General features: G+C 73.9%; 20 protein-coding genes. 10 read left to right on the top strand and 10 right to left on the bottom strand.

Going from position 1 to position 18,776, the window contains the following annotated elements; genetic code table 11:
- Positions 1 to 8: 8 nt before the first annotated feature.
- Positions 9 to 971 (bottom strand): DUF480 domain-containing protein, encoded by a 963-nt coding sequence (locus ELR47_RS15185; protein WP_165404120.1) that lies wholly within the window; start codon positions 969 to 971, stop codon positions 9 to 11.
- Positions 972 to 1,204: 233 nt separating this feature from the next.
- On the opposite strand from ELR47_RS15185, the gene trhA reads away from it, so the two are divergent.
- A complete protein-coding gene (gene trhA, locus ELR47_RS15190; RefSeq protein WP_130650649.1) occupies positions 1,205 to 1,861 on the top strand; it encodes a PAQR family membrane homeostasis protein TrhA in 657 nt (218 codons plus the stop codon).
- A gap of 155 nt (positions 1,862 to 2,016) precedes the next feature.
- Here the strand turns inward: trhA and mnmA are convergent, their stop codons facing one another.
- Both mnmA and ELR47_RS15200 read right to left on the bottom strand, forming a co-directional pair.
- The gene (mnmA, locus tag ELR47_RS15195; protein ID WP_188584400.1) at positions 2,017 to 3,129 is read right to left on the bottom strand and encodes a tRNA 2-thiouridine(34) synthase MnmA; all 1,113 of its coding nucleotides are present in this window, start codon (positions 3,127 to 3,129) and stop codon (positions 2,017 to 2,019) included.
- Positions 3,130 to 3,131: 2 nt separating this feature from the next.
- The gene (locus tag ELR47_RS15200) at positions 3,132 to 4,310 is read right to left on the bottom strand and encodes a cysteine desulfurase family protein (protein ID WP_165404121.1); all 1,179 of its coding nucleotides are present in this window, start codon (positions 4,308 to 4,310) and stop codon (positions 3,132 to 3,134) included.
- A 62-nt stretch (positions 4,311 to 4,372) separates the two neighbouring features.
- Here ELR47_RS15200 and ELR47_RS15205 point away from each other — a divergent pair, with 62 nt between their 5' ends.
- Together ELR47_RS15205 and ELR47_RS15210 are read left to right on the top strand one after the other, a co-directional pair.
- Positions 4,373 to 4,762 carry a hypothetical protein gene (locus ELR47_RS15205; protein WP_130650651.1) on the top strand — a complete coding sequence of 130 codons (390 nt, stop codon included), beginning with the start codon at positions 4,373 to 4,375 and terminating at the stop codon, positions 4,760 to 4,762.
- An 18-nt stretch (positions 4,763 to 4,780) separates the two neighbouring features.
- Positions 4,781 to 5,248 carry a YbaK/EbsC family protein gene (locus tag ELR47_RS15210; protein WP_130650652.1) on the top strand — a complete coding sequence of 156 codons (468 nt, stop codon included), beginning with the start codon at positions 4,781 to 4,783 and terminating at the stop codon, positions 5,246 to 5,248.
- A 31-nt stretch (positions 5,249 to 5,279) separates the two neighbouring features.
- On the opposite strand, the gene ELR47_RS15215 is transcribed toward ELR47_RS15210, so the two are convergent.
- On the bottom strand, positions 5,280 to 5,831 hold the full coding sequence (locus tag ELR47_RS15215) for a CGNR zinc finger domain-containing protein (protein ID WP_130650653.1): 552 nt from the start codon (positions 5,829 to 5,831) through the stop codon (positions 5,280 to 5,282).
- 121 nt (positions 5,832 to 5,952) lie between these two features.
- Here ELR47_RS15215 and ELR47_RS15220 point away from each other — a divergent pair, with 121 nt between their 5' ends.
- Both ELR47_RS15220 and ELR47_RS15225 read left to right on the top strand, forming a co-directional pair.
- Positions 5,953 to 6,993, top strand: coding sequence for an EamA family transporter (locus tag ELR47_RS15220; protein WP_165404122.1), 1,041 nt, complete (start codon positions 5,953 to 5,955; stop codon positions 6,991 to 6,993).
- Positions 6,990 to 7,790, top strand: coding sequence for a fructosamine kinase family protein (locus ELR47_RS15225; RefSeq protein WP_130650655.1), 801 nt, complete (start codon positions 6,990 to 6,992; stop codon positions 7,788 to 7,790). The genes ELR47_RS15220 and ELR47_RS15225 overlap by 4 nt, the downstream gene beginning before the upstream one ends.
- 243 nt (positions 7,791 to 8,033) lie before the next feature.
- Here ELR47_RS15225 and ELR47_RS15230 read toward each other — a convergent pair whose 3' ends face one another.
- Positions 8,034 to 9,017 carry an electron transfer flavoprotein subunit alpha/FixB family protein gene (locus tag ELR47_RS15230; RefSeq protein WP_130650656.1) on the bottom strand — a complete coding sequence of 328 codons (984 nt, stop codon included), beginning with the start codon at positions 9,015 to 9,017 and terminating at the stop codon, positions 8,034 to 8,036.
- Positions 9,018 to 9,138: 121 nt separating this feature from the next.
- Complete coding sequence (locus ELR47_RS15235; protein ID WP_130650657.1) at positions 9,139 to 9,924, bottom strand: electron transfer flavoprotein subunit beta/FixA family protein; 786 nt, start codon at positions 9,922 to 9,924, stop codon at positions 9,139 to 9,141.
- A gap of 196 nt (positions 9,925 to 10,120) precedes the next feature.
- Here ELR47_RS15235 and ELR47_RS15240 point away from each other — a divergent pair, with 196 nt between their 5' ends.
- On the top strand, positions 10,121 to 10,933 hold the full coding sequence (locus ELR47_RS15240) for a class I SAM-dependent methyltransferase (RefSeq protein WP_130650658.1): 813 nt from the start codon (positions 10,121 to 10,123) through the stop codon (positions 10,931 to 10,933).
- Entirely contained in the window at positions 10,930 to 12,597 is a 1,668-nt protein-coding gene (locus ELR47_RS15245) for a 1,4-alpha-glucan branching protein domain-containing protein (RefSeq protein ID WP_130650659.1), read from the top strand. The genes ELR47_RS15240 and ELR47_RS15245 overlap by 4 nt, the downstream gene beginning before the upstream one ends.
- Before the next feature lie 28 nt (positions 12,598 to 12,625).
- Here the strand turns inward: ELR47_RS15245 and ELR47_RS15250 are convergent, their stop codons facing one another.
- Entirely contained in the window at positions 12,626 to 13,408 is a 783-nt protein-coding gene (locus ELR47_RS15250; protein WP_130650660.1) for a hypothetical protein, read from the bottom strand.
- Positions 13,405 to 14,082, bottom strand: coding sequence for an ATP-binding cassette domain-containing protein (locus ELR47_RS18480; RefSeq protein ID WP_165404123.1), 678 nt, complete (start codon positions 14,080 to 14,082; stop codon positions 13,405 to 13,407). The genes ELR47_RS15250 and ELR47_RS18480 overlap by 4 nt, the downstream gene beginning before the upstream one ends.
- Before the next feature lie 351 nt (positions 14,083 to 14,433).
- Between ELR47_RS18480 and ELR47_RS18485 the strand changes: the two genes are divergently transcribed.
- The 3 genes from ELR47_RS18485 to ELR47_RS15265 are packed head-to-tail and all read left to right on the top strand — an operon-like array spanning position 14,434 to position 16,625.
- Complete coding sequence (locus ELR47_RS18485; protein WP_165404124.1) at positions 14,434 to 14,934, top strand: copper chaperone PCu(A)C; 501 nt, start codon at positions 14,434 to 14,436, stop codon at positions 14,932 to 14,934.
- 39 nt (positions 14,935 to 14,973) lie between these two features.
- Entirely contained in the window at positions 14,974 to 15,648 is a 675-nt protein-coding gene (locus tag ELR47_RS15260) for an SCO family protein (protein ID WP_130650662.1), read from the top strand.
- On the top strand, positions 15,645 to 16,625 hold the full coding sequence (locus ELR47_RS15265; RefSeq protein ID WP_130650663.1) for a cytochrome c oxidase assembly protein: 981 nt from the start codon (positions 15,645 to 15,647) through the stop codon (positions 16,623 to 16,625). The genes ELR47_RS15260 and ELR47_RS15265 overlap by 4 nt, the downstream gene beginning before the upstream one ends.
- Positions 16,626 to 16,656: 31 nt before the next feature.
- Here the strand turns inward: ELR47_RS15265 and ELR47_RS15270 are convergent, their stop codons facing one another.
- Both ELR47_RS15270 and ELR47_RS15275 read right to left on the bottom strand, forming a co-directional pair.
- Positions 16,657 to 17,787 (bottom strand): mycothiol transferase, encoded by a 1,131-nt coding sequence (locus tag ELR47_RS15270; protein ID WP_130650664.1) that lies wholly within the window; start codon positions 17,785 to 17,787, stop codon positions 16,657 to 16,659.
- Between the two features lie 39 nt (positions 17,788 to 17,826).
- Positions 17,827 to 18,774: an acyltransferase gene (locus ELR47_RS15275; protein ID WP_205745310.1), complete on the bottom strand. Its 948-nt coding sequence runs from the start codon at positions 18,772 to 18,774 to the stop codon at positions 17,827 to 17,829.
- Between the last annotated feature and the right edge of the window lie 2 nt (positions 18,775 to 18,776).

The raw sequence follows: 18,776 nt of genomic DNA on the forward strand, positions 1-18,776 counted from the left end.
TGCCGCCGTCAACCTCCCAGGGCGGTGCGCATGCGTTCGACGACGGCCTCGAGCCCCGACAGCGGACGGATCATGACCGTGAGCTCGACGATCCGGCCGGCCTCGTCGAAGCGCAGGTAGTCCCAGCCCTCGAGCTCGCGGTCGCCGACGCGCGCGGCGAACACCAGCCCGACCCGGTCGCCGGCGTCGAGCTCGTCGACGTAGCGGAAGTCCTCGAACACCGTGGTCACGGCCCGTAGCACGGCGGCCGTCGCCTCCCGGCCCCGGTACGGCCGGTGCACGGCCGGCGAGTGGAACACCACGTCGTCGGCGAGTTGCGCGACGGCGGTGTGCAGATCCCCCGCGGCCACGGCGTCGGCGAAGGTGCGGTGGCGACCGCGCGGACCGGCGGTCGGCACGGGCCCGTCGGTCGTCGGCGCGACGCTCGTCGACGCGGCGGTCGTCGACGCGGCGTCGGGCGGCACGGCGGTCGCCGACTCGGACTCGCCGAGCAGGTGGGCCCAGCGGGCCTCGCGGCGGCCCGGCTCCCTGGCGCGCCGTTCGACCAGCGTGCCGAAGCGGTGCTCGGCCAGCGAGCGCAGCACCTCCTCGACCGCCTCGACCGACGCGAAGGGATGCAGCCGGCCGGCGCGCGAGCGCAACTCCCCCGGCGTCTGCGCTCCCCGCAGCAGCAGCAGCGCCAGCACGGCCTGTTGCGGGCGGTCGAGGTCGAGCTGCTCCTCGAGTCGGTGGGCGGCCTTGGGCACCCGGGACCCGCGCGCGTACTCGCTGCGGACCAGTTGCTGCGCCTTGAGGTCGTCGAGGCCGGCGCGGACGTCGCGGTCGTCGTAGTCGACGACCGGGTCCCGTCCGGTGGTCTGGTTGCAGGCCGACCGCAGCGCGTTGTGCGACAGCGGGTAGTGGTCGGGGGTGGCGAGCGCCTTCTCGACCAGGCAGCCCAGCACCCGTTGACCCTGCGCTCCCAGCTGCACGCGCGCTCCCTCGTCCGACCGATCGCGCCAGCCTAACGACGCGACGTCGCGCGGGCGTTCGGCGGTCACCCCCACCTCCCCGCGGCAGCCCGGCCCGCTCGACGAGGGCCGCACGGCGACACCGGGAGCAGCGCAGCGGACCGGGTCCCGGACGCACGATCAGACAGTGCCGGACGCCGACACACCGGCATAGCCTACGCAGCCGTAGGTTCCCCGCCGGAGGTCGTTTCCCCGTGGTCTCCCCCGTCGCCGAGCCCCAGGGCCGGGCTCGCCCGCGCCTGCGTGGCTGGCTGCACCTGGTCGGTGCCGTGCTGATGGCAGCGTCGACCGCACTGCTGTGGCGCTCGACGACCGAGCCCGTCCTGCGCCTCGCCGCGATGATCTACGCGAGTGGCGTCACGGCGATGCTGGCCACGAGCGCGACCTACCACGTGCCGAACTGGTCGCCACGGATGGTCGCAGCGCTCCGCCGCGCCGACCACTCGACGATCTTCCTCGCGGTCGCCGGCACCTTCACCCCGATCGTGCTGGCCACGATGCCGCCGACGTTCGGGACGGTGCTGCTCGCGCTGGTGTGGGTCGGCGCGACGGCCGGCATCGTCGTGCGCAACGTCTTCCACCACGCCCGTCCGTGGGCTCGGATCGTGCCCTACGTCGCGCTCGGCTGGGTCGGGGTGATCACGCTGCCGTGGTTGTGGCGCCACTCGACCACGGTGGCGGTGCTGGTGGCCGCCGGCGGGCTGCTCTACACGCTCGGCGCGGTGGTCTACGCCCGTCGCCGGCCGGATCCGTGGCCGCGCTGGTTCGGCTACCACGAGGTGTTCCACGCCCTGACGCTGGTGGCGATCACCCTGCACTGGTTCGCCGTGCAGCAGGCCGTCAGCACCTGACGCCCGCGGCTGGACGCACGTGCGTCGTGATCCGCATCGCCGCAGTCCCGGGCGCACGTGCGTCGTGATCCGCCGCCGTCCCACGCGCACGTGCGTCGTGATCCGCATCGCCGCGGTCCCGGGCGCACGTGCGTCGCCGCGAGTCGCGCCCCGCGTCAGCGCACCGGCAGGCCGGCGGGGCGGTCGGCGCGGGCGACCCGGCCCCCACCGAGGCACATCACGTCGCCAGCGTCGTACACGACCGCGGCCTGGCCGATCGCGAGCCCGTGGACCGGCTCGTCGAGTTCGAGGCGCACCCGGCCGGCGTCGCCGACCTCGACGCGGCCGGGGACGGTGGCGCCATGGGCGCGGACCTGCACCCGGACGCGACCGTGCGGCGGCGCTCCGGTCGTCCAGGTGGGCGCGTCGAGCTCGGCCCACCGGCACGCGAGCGCGTCGCGTGGCCCGACGACGACGGTGTCGTCGGCGGCATCCACGTCCACGACGAACCGGCGCTCGTGGGTGCCGAGGTTCAGCCCACGTCGCTGACCGACCGTGTAACGCCACACGCCCGCGTGCTCACCGAGCGTGCGTCCGTCGAGGTCCACCACGGGTCCGGGGCGCGACGGCAGGCGCTCGGCGAGGTAGCCGGCGGTGTCGCCGTCGGGGATGAAGCAGACGTCGTAGCTGTCGCGCTTGTCGGCCACCCGCAACCCGTACGACTGCGCCAGCGTGCGGACCTCGTCCTTGGCCACCTCGCCGACCGGCAGCAGCGTCCGGTCGAGCTGCCCGGGCGTGGCGACGTAGAGCACGTAGGACTGGTCCTTGCGCCGGTCGACGGCGCGGTGCAGCCGGGTGTCGGGGCCGGGCGCGCGCACCACCTCACCGTGGCGGCGCAGGCGGGCGTGGTGGCCGGTCGCCAGCGCGTCGAAGCCCATCGCCAGCGCCCGGTCGAGCAGCCCGGCGTACTTGACCCGCTCGTTGCAGGTCACGCACGGGTTGGGGGTCACCCCCGCCGCGTAGGCCTGCGCGAACGGGTCCTGCACCTCGGTGCGGAACAGCTCGGCGAGGTCCCACACGTAGAAGGGGACACCGAGCACCTGCGCGGCCCGACGGGCGTCCTGCGCGTCGTCCAGCGTGCAGCAGCCGTGCCCGGGGACCTGGTCCTCGAGCGCGACGTCGGCGAGCTTGAGGTGCACGCCGGTGACGTCGTGGCCCTGCTCGACCAGCATCGCGGCCGCGACCGCGCTGTCCACGCCGCCCGACATGGCGACCAGCACCTGCGCCATGTTCAGGCCCCCACCACACCGGCGGCCGCGCCGGCGGCGGCGGTGCCGGCCCGCAGTCGCGGGACGAGGTCGGTGAGCACGTCCAGTGCGCGGTCGACCTCGGCGTCCGTGGAGGTCCACCCGAGCGACAGCCGCAGGGGCGTGCCGACCACGTCGCAGGCCTCGAGCACGGGGCTCGCGGTCGCGGCACCCGCGCCGCACGCGGCGCCCGAGGACGCGGCGAGCCCGGCGCGGTCGAGCGCCACCGTCAACGCGGCACCGTCCACGCCGTCGAGCGAGAGGTGCAGGTGCGACGCCAGCCGGTGGTCCGGATCGGTCGGGCCGTTGCGGCGCACCCCGTCCAGCGCGAGCAGCCCGGCGGCCAGGCGGTCGGTCAGCAACCGCAGGCGGTCCCGCAGACCGGCGCGGTCGGCGACGGCGGCCGTCAGCGCGGCGCCGTAGGCGGCGTCCAACCCGGCCGCGAAGGTGCCCGAGCGCACGCCACGGTCCTGCCCGCCGCCATGGGTGAGCGGCACGACGGCCAGGCCGCGGCGCAGCACCGCGACCCCGACGCCCTGCGGCGCACCGAACTTGTGGCCCGACGACGCCAGCGCGTCGAGCTGCCACCCGGTCATGTCGACGTCGAGGGTCGCGACGGCCTGCACCGCGTCGGTGTGCAACGCGATGCCGCGGGCGCGCAGCTCCCGACCGAGGGTCGCGAGGTCGTTGACGGCGCCGAGCTCGTTGTTGGCGGTCATCACGCTGACCAGGCAGGTGTCGGCGCGGACCGCGTCGAGGACCCGCTCGACCGGGACGCGGCCGTCGGCGTCGGGCGGGACGACGTCGAGGGTCGCGTCGCCGCGCTCGGCCAGCCAGCGGGCGGGCGCGAGCACGGCCGGGTGCTCCACGGCGGTGGTGACCAGGTGCGGGGTGCGGGCCGGGTCCCGGTCGCGTGCGGCCCAGACGATCCCCTTCACGGCGAGGTTGTCGGCTTCCGTGCCGCCGGAGGTGAACACCACCTCGTGCGGCGAGCAGCGCAGGGCCGTGGCGACCTGCTCGCGTGCCTCCTCGACTGCGACGCGGGCGGCCTGGCCGGCGGCGTGGGTGGCCGAGGCGTTGGCCGCGTCGAGCCAGCGCTGCAACGCCGCGCGCGCCTCGCGGCGCGGCGGCGTGCTGGCGGCATGGTCGAGCAGGACGGTCACGCCCGCGACGGTAGCGTTCCCCGCCGGGCACGCCGCCCGCACCACCTCGACCGGAGCCGCACGTGAGCGCACCGCACCTGCCCGAGGGCCTGGCCGTGCCCGACGCCCCGGTGCGCGTCGTGCCGTTGACCGTCGACCTCGGCACGGTCGCCGGCCAGCGCGTCGTCCTGCTCAGCCTCGAGGTGTGGCCGCAGTGGGCCGACCTGCGCTTCGCCCGCATCGACGTCGGCGCCACCCGCCCGCTTCCGCGCCGGGTCCCGCCGGTCGACGCCTGGCAGGTGCACCTCGACGGCCGACCGCTGGAGGTGCTCGACGCCGTCGGGCGCGGGGACCGCTCCTTCTCCAACGGCGAGGTCCGCCTGCGGCCCGTCCCGCCCGAGGGGAGCTCCCTCGAGGTCCGGGTCACGGTCATCCCGGGCCACGAGCCGCTGACCGCCACCGTCGCCCTCTGAGCCACCCGGAGACCAACCATGGCCACCGCCGCCGTCGAACGCTTCACCCAGGCCGCCGCCGCCCACGGCCTCGCGCCGGACGTCCGTGAGTTCCCGCAGGGCACCCGCACCGCCGCCGACGCGGCCGCGGCGATCGGGTGCGACGTGGCGCAGATCGTCAAGTCGTTGGTGTTCATGGCCGACGACGAGCCGGTGCTGGTGCTGACCTCGGGCGCGAACCGGGTCGACGAGGACCGGGTCCGCGCCGCCCTCGGTGCGGCGAGCTTCCGCAAGGGCAGCGCCGACGAGGTGCGCGACGCGACCGGCTACGCCATCGGCGGGACGCCACCGTTCGGGCACGCCGGTCCGCTCCGGGTCGTGTGCGACCGGGACCTGACCGCGCACGAGGAGATCTGGGCCGCTGCCGGCACGCCCTCCACGGTCTTCCCGTTGGTCCCGACGACGCTGCTGACGATCACCGGCGCCGAGGTCGTCGACGTCTGCTGAGGCAGGTCGCCGCACCGTCCCGGCGCAGACGTCAGTCGGCGCGGCCGGCCTTGCGGGCCCGGTAGGCGGCGACGTGGGCACGGTTGGCGCAGTTGCCGAGGTCACAGAACCGACGCGAGCGGTTGCGGGACAGGTCGACGAACACCGCGTCGCAGTCCTCTCCGGCGCAGCGCTTGAGCCGCTCGAGGTCCTGGGCGCGGATCAGGTCGGCGACCGCCATCGCGATCTCCGTGCCGATGCGGTCGACCAGCGGGGCGTCGCGCGGGGTGAGGTGCAGGTGCCAGTCCCAGCCGTCGTGACGGATCAGCTGCGGCAGGGCGTGGGCGTCGCTGAGGACCCGGTTGACGATCCCGACCACCTGGTCGACGTCCTCGGTGTCCCACAGGCGGGCGATGCGGTCGCGCAGGTCGCGGACGGTCGCGAGTTCGGCCCCGTCGCCGCGGCGGGTGCCGCTGTAGCGCTCCCGATCGAGGAACGTGGCCAACGCGTCGGGATCGGTCAGTCGCTCCTCGCCCCCCCGGGCGGTGTTGACCAGGGCGGCGGCGCCGTCCAACGCCACCTCGGTGTCATGGGCGAACTGCATGTTGACTCCTGACACCCGGCTCGCGTAGCGTCATGACCGTACCGCGCCGATGGTGCTGACTTCCATCGGGTCGTCGCTCCGACCGGGAGCCGATGCTCCCCCGTGCCGTCTCGAGACGCCCATGTCCAACGCCACCACGCCGCGTTCCGTGCCCGACCTGCGCGTCGGCGTGTCGATGGCGCTGCTGTCGGCGGCGACCTTCGGCTCGTCCGGGCCGATGGCGAAGGCACTGATCGACGCCGGCTGGACGGCCGGGGCCGCCGTGCTGGTGCGCATCGGCGGTGCCGCGGTGCTGCTGGGTGCCGTCGCCGCGGTCGTCCGGCGCGGCAACCTGCGGGTCTCCGGACCGTCGTTGCGGGCCCTGCTCGTCTACGGCACGGTGGCCATGGCCGGCGTCCAGCTCGCGTTCTTCAACGCGGTGCGGACCCTCGACGTGGGCGTGGCCCTGCTGCTCGAGTTCACGGCACCGGTGCTGCTGGTGGCCTGGACGGCGGCGCGCACCCGCACGCTCCCCTCGCGTACGACCCTGGTCGGCGCGGCGCTGACGATGCTCGGCCTGGTGTTCGTGCTCGATCTGACCGGAGCCGGAACGATCGACCCGGTCGGGGTGGCCTGGGGCATGGTGGCTGCCGTCTGCGTCGCGGCCTTCTTCGTGCTCTCCGCCCGCCAGCACGACGACCTGCCCCCGGTGGTGATGGCCGCCGGCGGCACGCTCGTCGGCGCGCTCGTGCTGGGGCTGGCCGGGCTGGTCGGGTTGGTGCCGATGGCGTTCACGAACGGCGACGTCGTGCTCGCCGGCCGACCGACGGGCTGGTGGCTGCCGGCGGCCTGGCTGGTCGTGTGCTCGACCAGCATCGCCTACCTGGCCGGTATCGGGGCGGTGCAGCGGCTCGGGACGCGCCTGGCGTCGTTCGTCGGCCTGACCGAGGTCCTGGCGGCCGTGCTGGTGGCCTGGGTGCTGCTGTCCGAGCTGCCGGGCCCGTCGCAGCTGCTCGGTGGCGCCTGCATCGTCGCCGGCATCGTGCTGATCCGCCGCGCCGAGGGCACCGAGGCGACCGGGGCGGAGGCGGCCGTCCTGCCCGCGGCCCCCGCCGTCGCACCCGATCATCCCCAGGCCGGTGACCACGGCACCCCGGGCCCGAGCCGGCAGTCCGTCGGATGAGTGCGGCGCCACCCGCACTGCCCGCCGGACTGCCGGATGTCGTGCAGGCCTCGCCGCTCGGTGGTGGGGACGTCGCGCAGGCCTGGCGGGCGACGCTGACCGACGGCCGCGAGGTCGTCGTCAAGGCCACGCCGTACGACGCCGGGCTGGAAGCCGAGGGGCTGCGCGCCCTGGCCGACGCGGGGGCGCCCACGCCCGCGCTGCTCGGGGTCGACGCGCACGTGCTGGTGCTCGAGCACGTGTCAGGGCCACCCGACTGGTCCGGGCTCGGCGCGGCGCTCGCCAGGGTCCACGGGCACCACGGCCCGGCCTTCGGCTGGCACCGCGACAACGTCATCGGCCCCCTGCCGCAGGCCAACGGCTGGTGCCCGACGTCCGGCACCTTCGTGGTCGAACGCCGGATCCGCCCTCACCTCGAGGTCCTGCCGGCCGCCCTCGCCCGTCGGCTGGCCGCCGCCTGCGACGGGCCGTTGCCCGCCCTGCTCGACGCCCACGAGCCGACACCGAGCCTCGTGCACGGCGACCTGTGGACGGGCAACGTCGTCGACGGGCGCTGGCTGATCGACCCGGCGGTCCACCACGCCGACCGTGAGACCGACCTCGCCATGCTGACGCTGTTCGGCGCCCCGCCACGGCCGTTCTGGGACGCCTACGCGTCCGCCGCCCCGCTCCCCGACGGGTGGGAGCAGCGCCGCCCCGCCCTGCACCTCGCGCCCCTGCTCGTCCACGTCCGGCTGTTCGGCGGCAGCTACGTCGACGGCGTGGCGCGCGCCCTGGATGCCGCAGACCTGCCCTGAGCGAGGCGACGCCGGGATCTCGGACGCGACGCACGTGTGTCAGAAGCCGGGCGTGTGCAGATGAGCACGCACGGATCGACGGTCGCGGTGGCGCTGGGCGCGATCCGTGCGTCCGCACGTCGGGCAGTGCGGATCAGGGCGCACGGATGGCGCCGATCAGCCCCTGCCGGCGGCACCTCGGGCGGCAGGAGGAAACGACGACGCGGACACCCGGAACGGGTGCCCGCGTCGGTGAGCAACGTGTCAGCCCTTGCGCGCCTGGAGCTCCTCGATCAGCTTCGGGACGACGGTGTACAGGTCGCCCACGATGCCGAAGTCGGCGATCGAGAAGATCGGTGCCTCGCCGTCCTTGTTGATCGCGATGATGTTCTGCGAGGTCTGCATCCCGGCCCGGTGCTGGATGGCACCGGAGATGCCCGAGCCGATGTAGAGCATCGGCGACACGGTGCGGCCGGTCTGGCCGATCTGGTAGCGGTGCGGGTACCAACCGGCGTCGGTCGCGGCACGCGACGCGCCGACCCCGGCGCCGAGCACGTCGGCGAGCTGCTCCATCAGCTCGAAGCCCTGCTCGTCACCGAGCCCACGCCCACCGGCGACCACGACCGCGGCCTCGGCGATGTCGGGCCGGTCCGAGGTGACCTGCTTCTCGACGTTGGTCACCTTGGCGGCCGTGGCGGCCTCCGACAGCGACACGTCGAGGTTCACGACCTCGGCGGCGCCGCCACCGGTCTCCTCGGCGGCGAAGGCGTTGTTGGAGATACCGACGATCTGCTTCCTGCCGTCGGCGAAGGTGCACTTGGTGATCAGTTCCCCACCGAAGATCTCCTTGGTGGCGACGATCCTGCCGTCGGCGACCTCCACGCCGGTCGCGTCGGTGATGACGCCACCGTCGACCCGGATCGCCAGGCGTGCGGCGACGTCCTTGATCAGGTTGGTCGACGCGAAGAACAGGATCTCGGCGCCGGAGGTCTCCATCACCTGCTGCAGGGCCTCGACCTGCGGCAGGGTGACGTAGCCGAGCGCGTCCGGCGAGTCCCAGGCGTACAGCTTGGTCGCGCCGTGGCGCCCCAGGACGTCGGCCGCGCCGGACGCCCCCTCGCCCAGCCACACGGCCGACACCGTGTCACCGGTCTGCGAGGCGACCTGGTTGGCCGCCGTGAGCATCTGCAGGGACAGCTTGCGCGGCTGGCCCTCGGCGTGGTCGATCAGTACGAGCAGCTCACCCATGGATGTCTCTTTCCCTCTCTGACCCGGCCTTCACCGGGTATGTCGTGCGGCCGCTGACCGTTCGGGACCGCCGAGCGCAGGGAAGCCTCCTGCGTCGATGCGGAAGCGGCCGCGACCCGGATCAGACGAACTTCTTGGACTGCATCCAGTCGGCGAGCTGCGCGGCCGTGGCGCCCGAACCGTCGTCCTCGACGATGGTCCCGGCCTCCTTCGGCGGACGGTGCTCGAACTCGGTGATCACCGCGTTGGCGTTGGCCATGCCGACCTCGGAGGTGTCGAGTCCGATGTCGGCGGCCGACTTGACGTCCAGCGGCTTGGACTTCGCCGCCATGATCCCCTTGAAGGAGGGGTAGCGCGGCTCGTTGATCGCCTCGACCACCGACACGATCGCCGGCAGGGTCGACTCGACGACGTCGTAGCCCTCCTCGTGCTCGCGGTGGACGACGACCTTGTCCCCGTCGACCTCGAGGTGGCGGGCGTAGGTCAGCGAGGGCAGCCCGAGGATCTCCGCCACGGCGGCCGGCACGACGCAGGTGCGGGCGTCGGTGGCCTGGTTGCCGAAGATCACGAGGTCGAACTCCTCGTTCTTCAGCGCGGCCGCGATGGCCTTGGCGGTCCCGATCGCGTCGGAGCCGGCGACGGCGTCGTCGGTGATCTGCACCGCCGAGTCCAGCCCGTAGCTCAGCGCCTTGCGCACGATCGGCTGCGCGGACTCCGGGCCCATCAGCAGGACCTTCACCTCGGCGCCCTGCGACTCCTTGAGCCGCACGGCCTCCTCGATGGAGAACTCGTTGATCGGGCACAGGACCGACTCGATCCCGTCCCGATCCACGGTCTTGTCGTTCGGGTCGATGTTCTTCTCGCCTGCCGTGTCCGGCACGCGCTTGACCGGGACGATGACCTTCATGTCGTCGTTTCCCTCTCGTCGTCCGGCGCGCCACGGACGTGACGGGCCCGGGTTGCTCTCTCGCTCTCGCCCGCGATCGAATTGGAGCGGACGCTCAAAGTCAAATCCCCGTGCTGTCCGACGGTCCGCGCCCGACCACGATCGGGGCGCACACACGACTACGGGGTCCTTCGCCGCCAACCGTAGGCTTGCCGCCATGAGCGACCACCATCCAGCCCCGGCCGTCGGCCCCGGCAACGCCCCGGCGGGCGCCGCCGACGGGCTCGTCCTCACCGGCGAGCGCACCCTGCCCGGCATCGCCGACGAGAACTACTGGTTCCAACGGCACGTCGTCGCCTACGAGCTCGCCGTCGCCTCGCTCACCGGTGGCGAGGTGGTACTCGACGCCGGCTGCGGCGAGGGGTACGGCCTGGCGATGCTGGCCGGTGCCGGCGCCGCACGGGTCGTCGGCGTCGACCTCGACCCCACGGTCGTCGCCCACGCCCGGACGGCCTACGCCGCCACGCACCCGGCGGTGGAGGTCCACGCCGCCGAGTTGCTGGCTCTGCCGCTGGCCGACGACGCGATCGACCTCACGGTCTCGTTCCAGGTCGTTGAGCACCTCTACGACATCCCCGGCTACCTGCGCTCGCTGCGTCGCGTGACCCGCCCCGGTGCGACGGTGATGATCGCCACCCCGAACCGGCTCACGTTCACCTCCGGCAGCGACGTCCCGGTCAACCCGTTCCACACCCGGGAGTTCACCGCCGCCGAACTGCACGACGAGCTGACCGACGCCGGCCTCGAGGTGCAGCGTCTGCTGGGTGTCCACGCCGGCGCGTGGCTGACCAGCATCGAGGTGGCAGCGGGCCGTCCGCTGCCGGACCTGCTGGCCGCGACGGACCCGGCGCGGTGGCCGCACTGGCTGCGCCGGACCGTGCACGCCGTGACGCCCGCCGCCTTCGCGGTCCACGGTGACGACCTCGACGCCAGCCTCGACCTCGTCGCCGTCTGCCGGGTGCCCGGATGACCCCCGCCCCGTCCGGGGAGTTCGCGCTCGTCCTGCACACCCACCTGCCGTTGCTCGCCGGCCACGGGGTGTGGCCGGTCGGCGAGGAGTGGCTGTTCCAGGCCTGGTCCGGTTCGTGGTTGCCCGTGACCCGGGTCCTCGAACGGCTCGCCGAGGACGGCCGACGCGACGTGCTCACGCTCGGCGTCACCCCGACCGTGGCCGCCCAGGTCCGCGACCCCCGCCTCGCCAGGGACCTCGGCACCTGGCTGGCCGGACAGCAGTGGCGCAGCGAGGAGCAGCGCTGGCACCGGCACCTGGGGCCGCAGGTGGTCGAGCTGGCCACCTACTACTGGCGCCACTTCGCCGACCTGCTCGCCTACCACACCGACGTCGAGTCCCGCGGCGGGCTGACCACGGTGTGGGCCGAGCTCGCCCGGGCCGGTGTGATCGAGCTGCTCGGCGGCCCGGCGACCCACCCCTACCTGCCGTTGGTGCCGGACCCGGCCGAGATCGACGCGCAGCTCGCCGACGGCCTCGCCGCACAGGTCGACTGGGCCGGAGAGCGCCCCCGCGGGCTGTGGGCCCCGGAGATGGGGTACCGCCCCCGTGGTCCGGTCGCCGACCCGACCGCTCCGCCGCTGCACGTCGACGCCTCCGGCTCCCCGACCCTGCCACGTCGCGGTCCTCCGCTTCCCGGTCTCGAGGAGCACTACGCCGCGGCCGGGATCGACCACGTGCTGTTGGACACCGCCACGCTGTGGCGTGGCGCGGGCCATGCCGACCGGGACTGGGTCGCTGCCGAGTTCCTCACCGACGCCGAGGCGGCGCAGCTGCCCGAACGCTTCACCGGCGTCCTGATCGGCGACTCGGACGTGGCTGCGTTCCCCCGGGACCTCGAGGTCGGCGGCCACGTGTGGTCGGCCGCCTCCGGCTACCCCGGTGACGTCTGGTACCGCGACTTCCACGCCCACGGCACGTTCGGCACCCAGCCGTCGTGGCGGGTGACCGACCGCCATCTGCCCTCGGACGCCAAGCAGCCCTACGAACCGGCGGCGGCTGCCGCCCGCGTGCAGGCCCACGCCGAGCACTTCGCCGGCGTCCTGCGCAAGACGCTCGCCGCCCGTCCCGACGGGGTGGTCGTGTGTGCCTACGACACCGAGCTGTTCGGGCACTGGTGGTTCGAGGGCCCGGCCTGGCTCGAGACGCTGCTGCGCCGGGTCGCCGACGACCCGGCCCTGACCACCACCACGCTCGCCTCCCGGCGGCAGCGGCGACCACCTCGCCGACGGCTGGCCCTGCCCGAGTCGTCGTGGGGCTACGCCAAGCACCACGCCAGCTGGGTGGGAGCGGCCACGCGGCCGATGTGGCAGACGCTCGACGACGCACGCGTGCGGGCCCGGACCGCGCTGGCCGGCGGCCGCGGCGTCCCGGAACTGCGCGAGCAGCTCGCACGCGAGCTCGCGCTGCTGACCACCTCGGACTGGCCGTACATGGTCCTGCGGGGCAACACGGCCGACTACGGCGAACGGCGCGTCCGCGGCCACGCCGACGCCGTGGCCCACCTCGCGGATCTGGTCGAGGCCGACCGCGGGCCCGACGCCGAGGCCGAGCGGCTGCGGGCGGTCGATCGCGCGCCGACGCGCGTGGACGCCCTGCTGGCCGCACTGGACCCACCAGGCTGAGCCGGCCTCCGCGCGGTCAGACGCGCGGTCAGACGTCGCGGGCCCGCATCAGGATCGCCGCCGCCAGGGTGAACAGCACCACGTAGCCGACGAAGGCCGCCAGTGCCGTGCCCGGCTCGAGGAAGGCCATGTTCGGCGGCATCTGCGCGCGGGCCTCCTCGGTGATGAACACCGAGTTGAGGGCCTGGAAGGGCAGCCACTGCCCCACCCGCGGCAGCGTGAAGGCCACGAACTGCTCGACCACGAACACCCACAGCAGCGCGACCGTGATCGCGATGACCTGGCTGCGCAGCAGCGCCCCGAGCGCCACGCCGAACAGCGCCGTGAGCACCAGCCCCACGAACGCCTGCCACAGCGCCGTGGTCACCTCCGGTCCCCACTGCAACGCCTCCCCGTGCGCCACCGCCAGCGCCAGCAGCAGCGCCGCGACCAACGCCAGGCTGGTGACGACGAACAGCACCGCGTACACGGCGCCGGCGGCCAGCTTCGCGCCGAGCACGGTCAGCCGGGAGGGCACCAGCTGCAGGGTGCGGCCGATCGTGCCGTGTCGGAACTCGGTCGTGACCGCCAGCAGCCCGACGATCAGCACGATCATCGAGTTGCCGCCGATGGCGTCGATCACCTCGGCGACCTGCGCCGACGAGCCGGTGAACTCGGTCCCGAACGCCGGGAAGACGAATGGCAGCAACCCGCTGAGCGCCACCAGCGCCCAGCCGATGCCGGTCAACACCCAGGTCGTGGGCACGGTGCGCAGCTTGCGGGTCTCGGCGGCCAGCAGGTGCCACCCGGTGGCCGTGGCGGTCTGGCTCATGCGATCTCACTCCCGCCGGTCAGTTCCATGAACACGTCCTCGAGCTCGGCCTTGAGCGGTCGCAGCTCCCGCAGCGCCACGCCGGCGGCGAGCGCCGCGTCGCCGACCTGGTCGGCGTCCACGCCACGCACCGTCAACCCCTCCGGGCCGGCCACGACCTCGGCGCCATGGGCGACCAGCGCCTCGTGCAGGCGCCGGTCGTCGCGGCTGGCGACCACCACCGCCGCCCCACCGGCCGCGGCGGTGAGCTGGGCCACGGGCGCCTCGGTCACGATCCGGCCCTGGCGGATCACGATCACGTCGTCGGCGAGCCGGGCGACCTCGTTGATCAGGTGCGAGGAGACGAACACCGTGCGGCCCTCGTCGGCCAGTCCGCGCAGGAACTGGCGCACCCACACGATGCCCTGCGGGTCGAGGCCGTTCGCCGGCTCGTCGAGCAGCAGCACCTTCGGGTCGCCCAGCATCGCCAGCGCGATGCCGAGCCGCTGGCGCATGCCGAGGCTGAACGCGCCCACCCGCTTGTGTGCCGCCGCCTCGAGCCCGACCAGCTCGAGCACCTCGTCGCAGCGTGCGAACGGGATCCCGACGGCGCGGGCGTTGACCCGCACCTCCTCGATCGCCTTGCGTCCCGGGTGGTGGCCGACGCCGTCGACGATCGCGCCGACGGTCCCCACCGGGTCGTCGAGCCTGGCGAAGGGCGCGCCGCGCCGGCGCCGACGAGCACCCCGAACGGCACCAGGAACAACGGCGCCCGCTGCGAGCGTCCCCGCTCCTCGAAGTGACGCTGCGTGACCGTGGCACCGGCGGCCCCGAGCAGGACCAGCAGCAGCCCCAGCACGGCCACGAGTGTGCCGTCGAGTTCCATCACTGCCGCCGTCGCGTCGTCGGATACCGGTCCGCCCCCGACCTGCCAGTGTAGGACGCCAGCCCCTCCTGCCGCCCGGGTACGAAGTCCCGGATCGCTTGCGCGCCCGTCGCCGTCGCTCGCTTTGCCTCGCGACGAGCGGCGTGCGAGCATCCTCGGCGTGGTCCGCACCCCTCCCCCCCGCCTCCGTCTCGCGGCGCTGCTCGGCGCGCTCGCGCTGTCGGCGTGTGCCGGCGGCAACGGCGATCCCGAACTCGAGATCAGCCCGGCCCAGGCCGCCGAGCCGGCCGCCGGCTCGTCGCAGGTGGTGGTCGAGATCACCAACGGCGGCACGGCCGACGACACGCTGCAGCGCGCGGACACCGACGCGGCCGCCGGGGTCGAGGTGCACCTCACCGAGGTCGAGGACGGACGGGCCTCGATGACCCTGCAGGACGAGGTCGACATCCCCGCGGGCGAGACGGTGCGCTTCCGCCCGGGCGGGCTCCACCTCATGCTGGTCGTGCCGGACGCGACCGTCACGGAGGGGGGTACCTTCGATCTCACGCTCCACTTCGAACGCTCCGGTGAGGTGACCATCCCGGTCGAGGTGGTCTCGATGCTCGACCTCGCCGAGAACGCGTTCGACGAGGACGGGACGACGGCGGGCACCGACGGCTGACCCGCCTCGCCGCCGAACGACGGCAGGAACGCGCCAGCCATGACCCTCCGCCGCCTGTTGCTCCCCCTGCTCGCCCTGACCCTGCTGGTCGCGGCGTGCGAGCCGACCACGGCGACCGCCATCTCCGCCCAGGGACTGCAACGCCAGTCCGACGGGTGGCACGGCGTGCCGCTCGAGGTCGAGCGGGAGATGCCCGACGTCACCCTGCTCGACACCGACGGCAACGAGGTGAACCTGCGCGAGGCGACCGCCGGGACCCCGACGCTGCTGTTCTTCGGCTACACGAGCTGTCCGGACATCTGCCCGGTGCACCTCGCGGTGTTGGCCGGCGGCATGCGCGAGACGCGGACGACCACCGAACAGGTCCAGGTGGTGTTCGTGTCGGTCGACCCGGAGCGCGACACCCCCGCGCGCATCGACGAGTACCTCGCCAGCTTCGACTCCCGCTTCCTCGGCCTGCACGCCGAGCTGCCGGTCGTCGAGGACGCGTTGCGGCAACTCGACCTGCCCGGCCCGGTCGTGGAGGGTCCCGACCCGCGCGGCGAGGGCGACCTGATCGGCCACCCGGCGCAGATCGTCGGGTTCGACGCCGACGGCGAGGCGCGACGCGTGTGGCCGTTCGGCGCGCGACGCTCCGACTGGGTGTTCGACCTGCCCCGGATCGTCGAACAGTGGTCGGCGGCGCAGGACGAGGCGGCGGAGGACGCGGCATGAACAACGTCGCCTGGTGGTGCTCGTCGACCGGTCAGGTCTGGACCTGGCGCTACACCCCGTTCATCGGCGTGTGGCTGGTCGCCGGTGCGATGATCGGCAGCTACGTCCTCGCCCACCGGCGGGCCGGACAGCCGCTCGACCGGGCCCGCTTGCGCAAGTGGTGCCTCGGCGTGCTGGCGGTGTTCCTCGTCTCCGAGTGGCCCATCGGGCAGCTCGGCGTCGGCTACCTCGCCACGCTGGGCATCGCCCGCTACGTCGTGTACTCGTTCGTCGCGGCGCCGCTGCTGCTGGCCGGCCTACCGACGTGGCTGCTCGACCGCTGGTTGCCGTGGGGCTCGCGCCGGCAGCAGATCGTGTCCTCGCTGACCCGGTGGCCCAACGCACTGCTGATCTTCAACGCCGTGCTGTTCGGCACCCACGTGCCGATCGTGATCGACACCCTCAAGACCAACCAGCTCGGGTCGTTCACCATCGACGTGCTGCACCTGACCGCGGCGTTGATCTGGTGGTGGCCGGCGCTGCGCCGCGAACCGGACCGCAACGCCATCCACGAACCGGTGCGCGCCTTCTATTTGTTCGCCAGCAGCGTGCTGATGTTCGTGCCGGCGGCGTTCCTGACCTTCAACCCGCTGCCGCTGTACGGCCTGTACGAGCTCGCACCGCCGCTGTGGCTCGGCTTCGACGCCATCCAGGACCAGCAGGCGGCCGGCATCGTCATGAACGTCGTCGGCGGGTTCGTGCTGTGGGGCATCATCGCGGCCCTGTTCCTGCGTTGGGCCAAGGACCAGGAACAGTCCGACGACCTGGCGCGCCGCGAGCGCTCGCGGCGGACCATCGAGGCCATCCGCGCCGCCGAGGTTGCCGAGGCCGCCGACGGCCCGACGGCAGCGTCAGCGGCGGTGTCGTCGCCGGCGTCGCCTGCCACGGCCGTCGAAGGGAACGACGCCGAGCTCGGCCCCGGCCCGCTCGCCCGGTGAACCCCGCAGCGGTCGGCTGCGGCGTGGGTCGTCACCGCTGCGCCGGGCGGCGGGCGGTCGCGAGGAACAGCGGATAGTCCTGCCCGTGGCGTTCCATCGTCCCGCACGGCACGACGTCCACCTCGCCGAGTCCCGCGGCCTCGCACCAGGTGCGCAGCCGGTCCGGGTCGATGCCGGGGTGGCCCTCGAACCCCTCGCCGTGGAAGGAGCCGTCCTCGGGCTCGAGGTCCACGATCGCGAGTGAGCCGCCGGGTGCGAGGACCTCCGCGAGGTTGGCGACCACCGGCGCCGGGTCGGGGACGTGGTGCAGCGCGAGCAACAGGGCGACGAGGTCGAACGGACCCACGTCATCGACCGGCTGCGACAGGTCGAGGTCGACGACCTGCGCATCCGGCAGGATCCCGCGCTCCACCTTGGCCTGCATGACGGCGCGCATCCCGGACGAGGGGTCGGCGAGCGTGAGCGGTCCGACCCGCGGCGCGAGGTGCTGAGCGAGCAGGCCCGTGCCGGCGCCGTACTCGAGCACCCGCGCGTCGGGCCGCGGGTCGACCGCGGCGAGGACGGCCTCGGCGGCGAAGCGGGCCCGCTCGACCTTCGTCGGGTCGTCGTCCCAGGTCGCCGCCCGCTGGTCGAAGTCGTCGGCGATCCGCTCCTGGCGTCGCTCGAGCACGCCGCGCAGGAACGCCGCCTGGCCGAGGTGCTGCAGTGCGTCCCCGACGACACTGACCAGCCGCACGCCCACGGTGACCGGTGGGTCGTAGGACGCGTCGATGACCCGGTCGAGCGCGTCGGCGTCGAGTGTGGCGAGGTGGGCGTCGACCATCGCGGCCACCGCGTCCTGGTAGCCCGACAGCAGCGTCGGATCCGCGACCCGGACGGCCGCGACGTCGTCGGGTTCGTGGCCGTAGCCGAAGTCGTCCACGTCCAGCGGCAGGTCGAACCGGTCGGCCCAGCCCTCGGCCGTCCAGACCGGTTCGCGGTCGGCCAGTGCGGCCACCTGCACGTCCTGCTGCCGGGCGGTGTGCCACAGCAGCCAGGCCAGCGTGTTGGCCTGTGGATCGAGGCGGGCGTGGAGCAGGTCGCCGTCGGCCCCCTCGACCAGCTCGCGCGTCAGCGGCGCGAGGCGGGAGAAGGCGTCAGTGAGCAGATCGCGGGTGTCCATGGCCGACACGCTAGGAGCCCCGGCGCCGCCGCGGGGCGGTCAACCGATCGGGTCCCCCGGGATCGGCAGGCCGCGCCGGAGTCGGTCGGCGGCCTCCTCCGGGTCGACCCCCTCCGGCAGGCGCGACTTCACGACCCGCGCGGGCACGCCGACCGCGATCGAGAACGGCGGGATGTCGACGTTGACGAGACAGTGGCTCGCGATCACCGAACCCCGACCGACGTCGACGCCCCGCAGGACCGTGGCCTTCTCCCCCACCCACACGTCGCCGCCGATGCGGACCGGGGACTTGACGATGCCCTGGTCCTTGATCGGCACGTCGAGCCGGTCGAAGCGGTGGTCGAAGTCGCAGACGTAGATCCAGTCGGCGAGGATCGAGGCGTCCCCGATCTCGACGTCGAGGTAGGTGTTGACGACGTTGTCGCGGCCCATCACCACCTTCGCGCCCAGGGTGAGCTGCCCCTCGTGGGCGCGCAGCTTGTTGTCGTCACCGATCCAGCACCAGGGCCCGAGCACGAGCCGTCCGTGCCCCGGGCGGCCGCGGAACTCGACCCGCCGGCCGGTGAACACCACGCCCTGGAACACGACGTGGTTGCCGGTCGCGGCGGCGCGGGCGCGGTGCCAGGCGTGGCGCTGGTAGAGCCGGAGGTACTGCGGGGTGAGCATGCGGCGTTCGACCGCGTGGCGGACGGCCTGCCGCCAACCCCAGCGGGGGTAGTGCAGCCGCATGGGCGGCCGCCGGACGTGGTCGGGCAACGGCCGCTCGGCGAGCAGGTCGGCGACCAGGCGGCTGGCCCGCCGGTGCCCCTCGCGGGCCGTCTCGGCACGGACCGTCGCCTCGGTGTGCTCGTGCAGCGCGGCGCGCGCGGCCTCCTCCACGTCCGCGGCGGACGTGGGCACGTCCGGCCCCAGGTGCGCCGGTGGGGCCGCATCGGGCACCGGGGCGTTCGCGGGCGTGGCGGCCGCGTCGGCGGCGTCGTCGGGCACGG

This window comes from Egicoccus halophilus, assembly GCF_004300825.1.
GTDB classification, from domain to species: domain Bacteria; phylum Actinomycetota; class Nitriliruptoria; order Nitriliruptorales; family Nitriliruptoraceae; genus Egicoccus; species Egicoccus halophilus.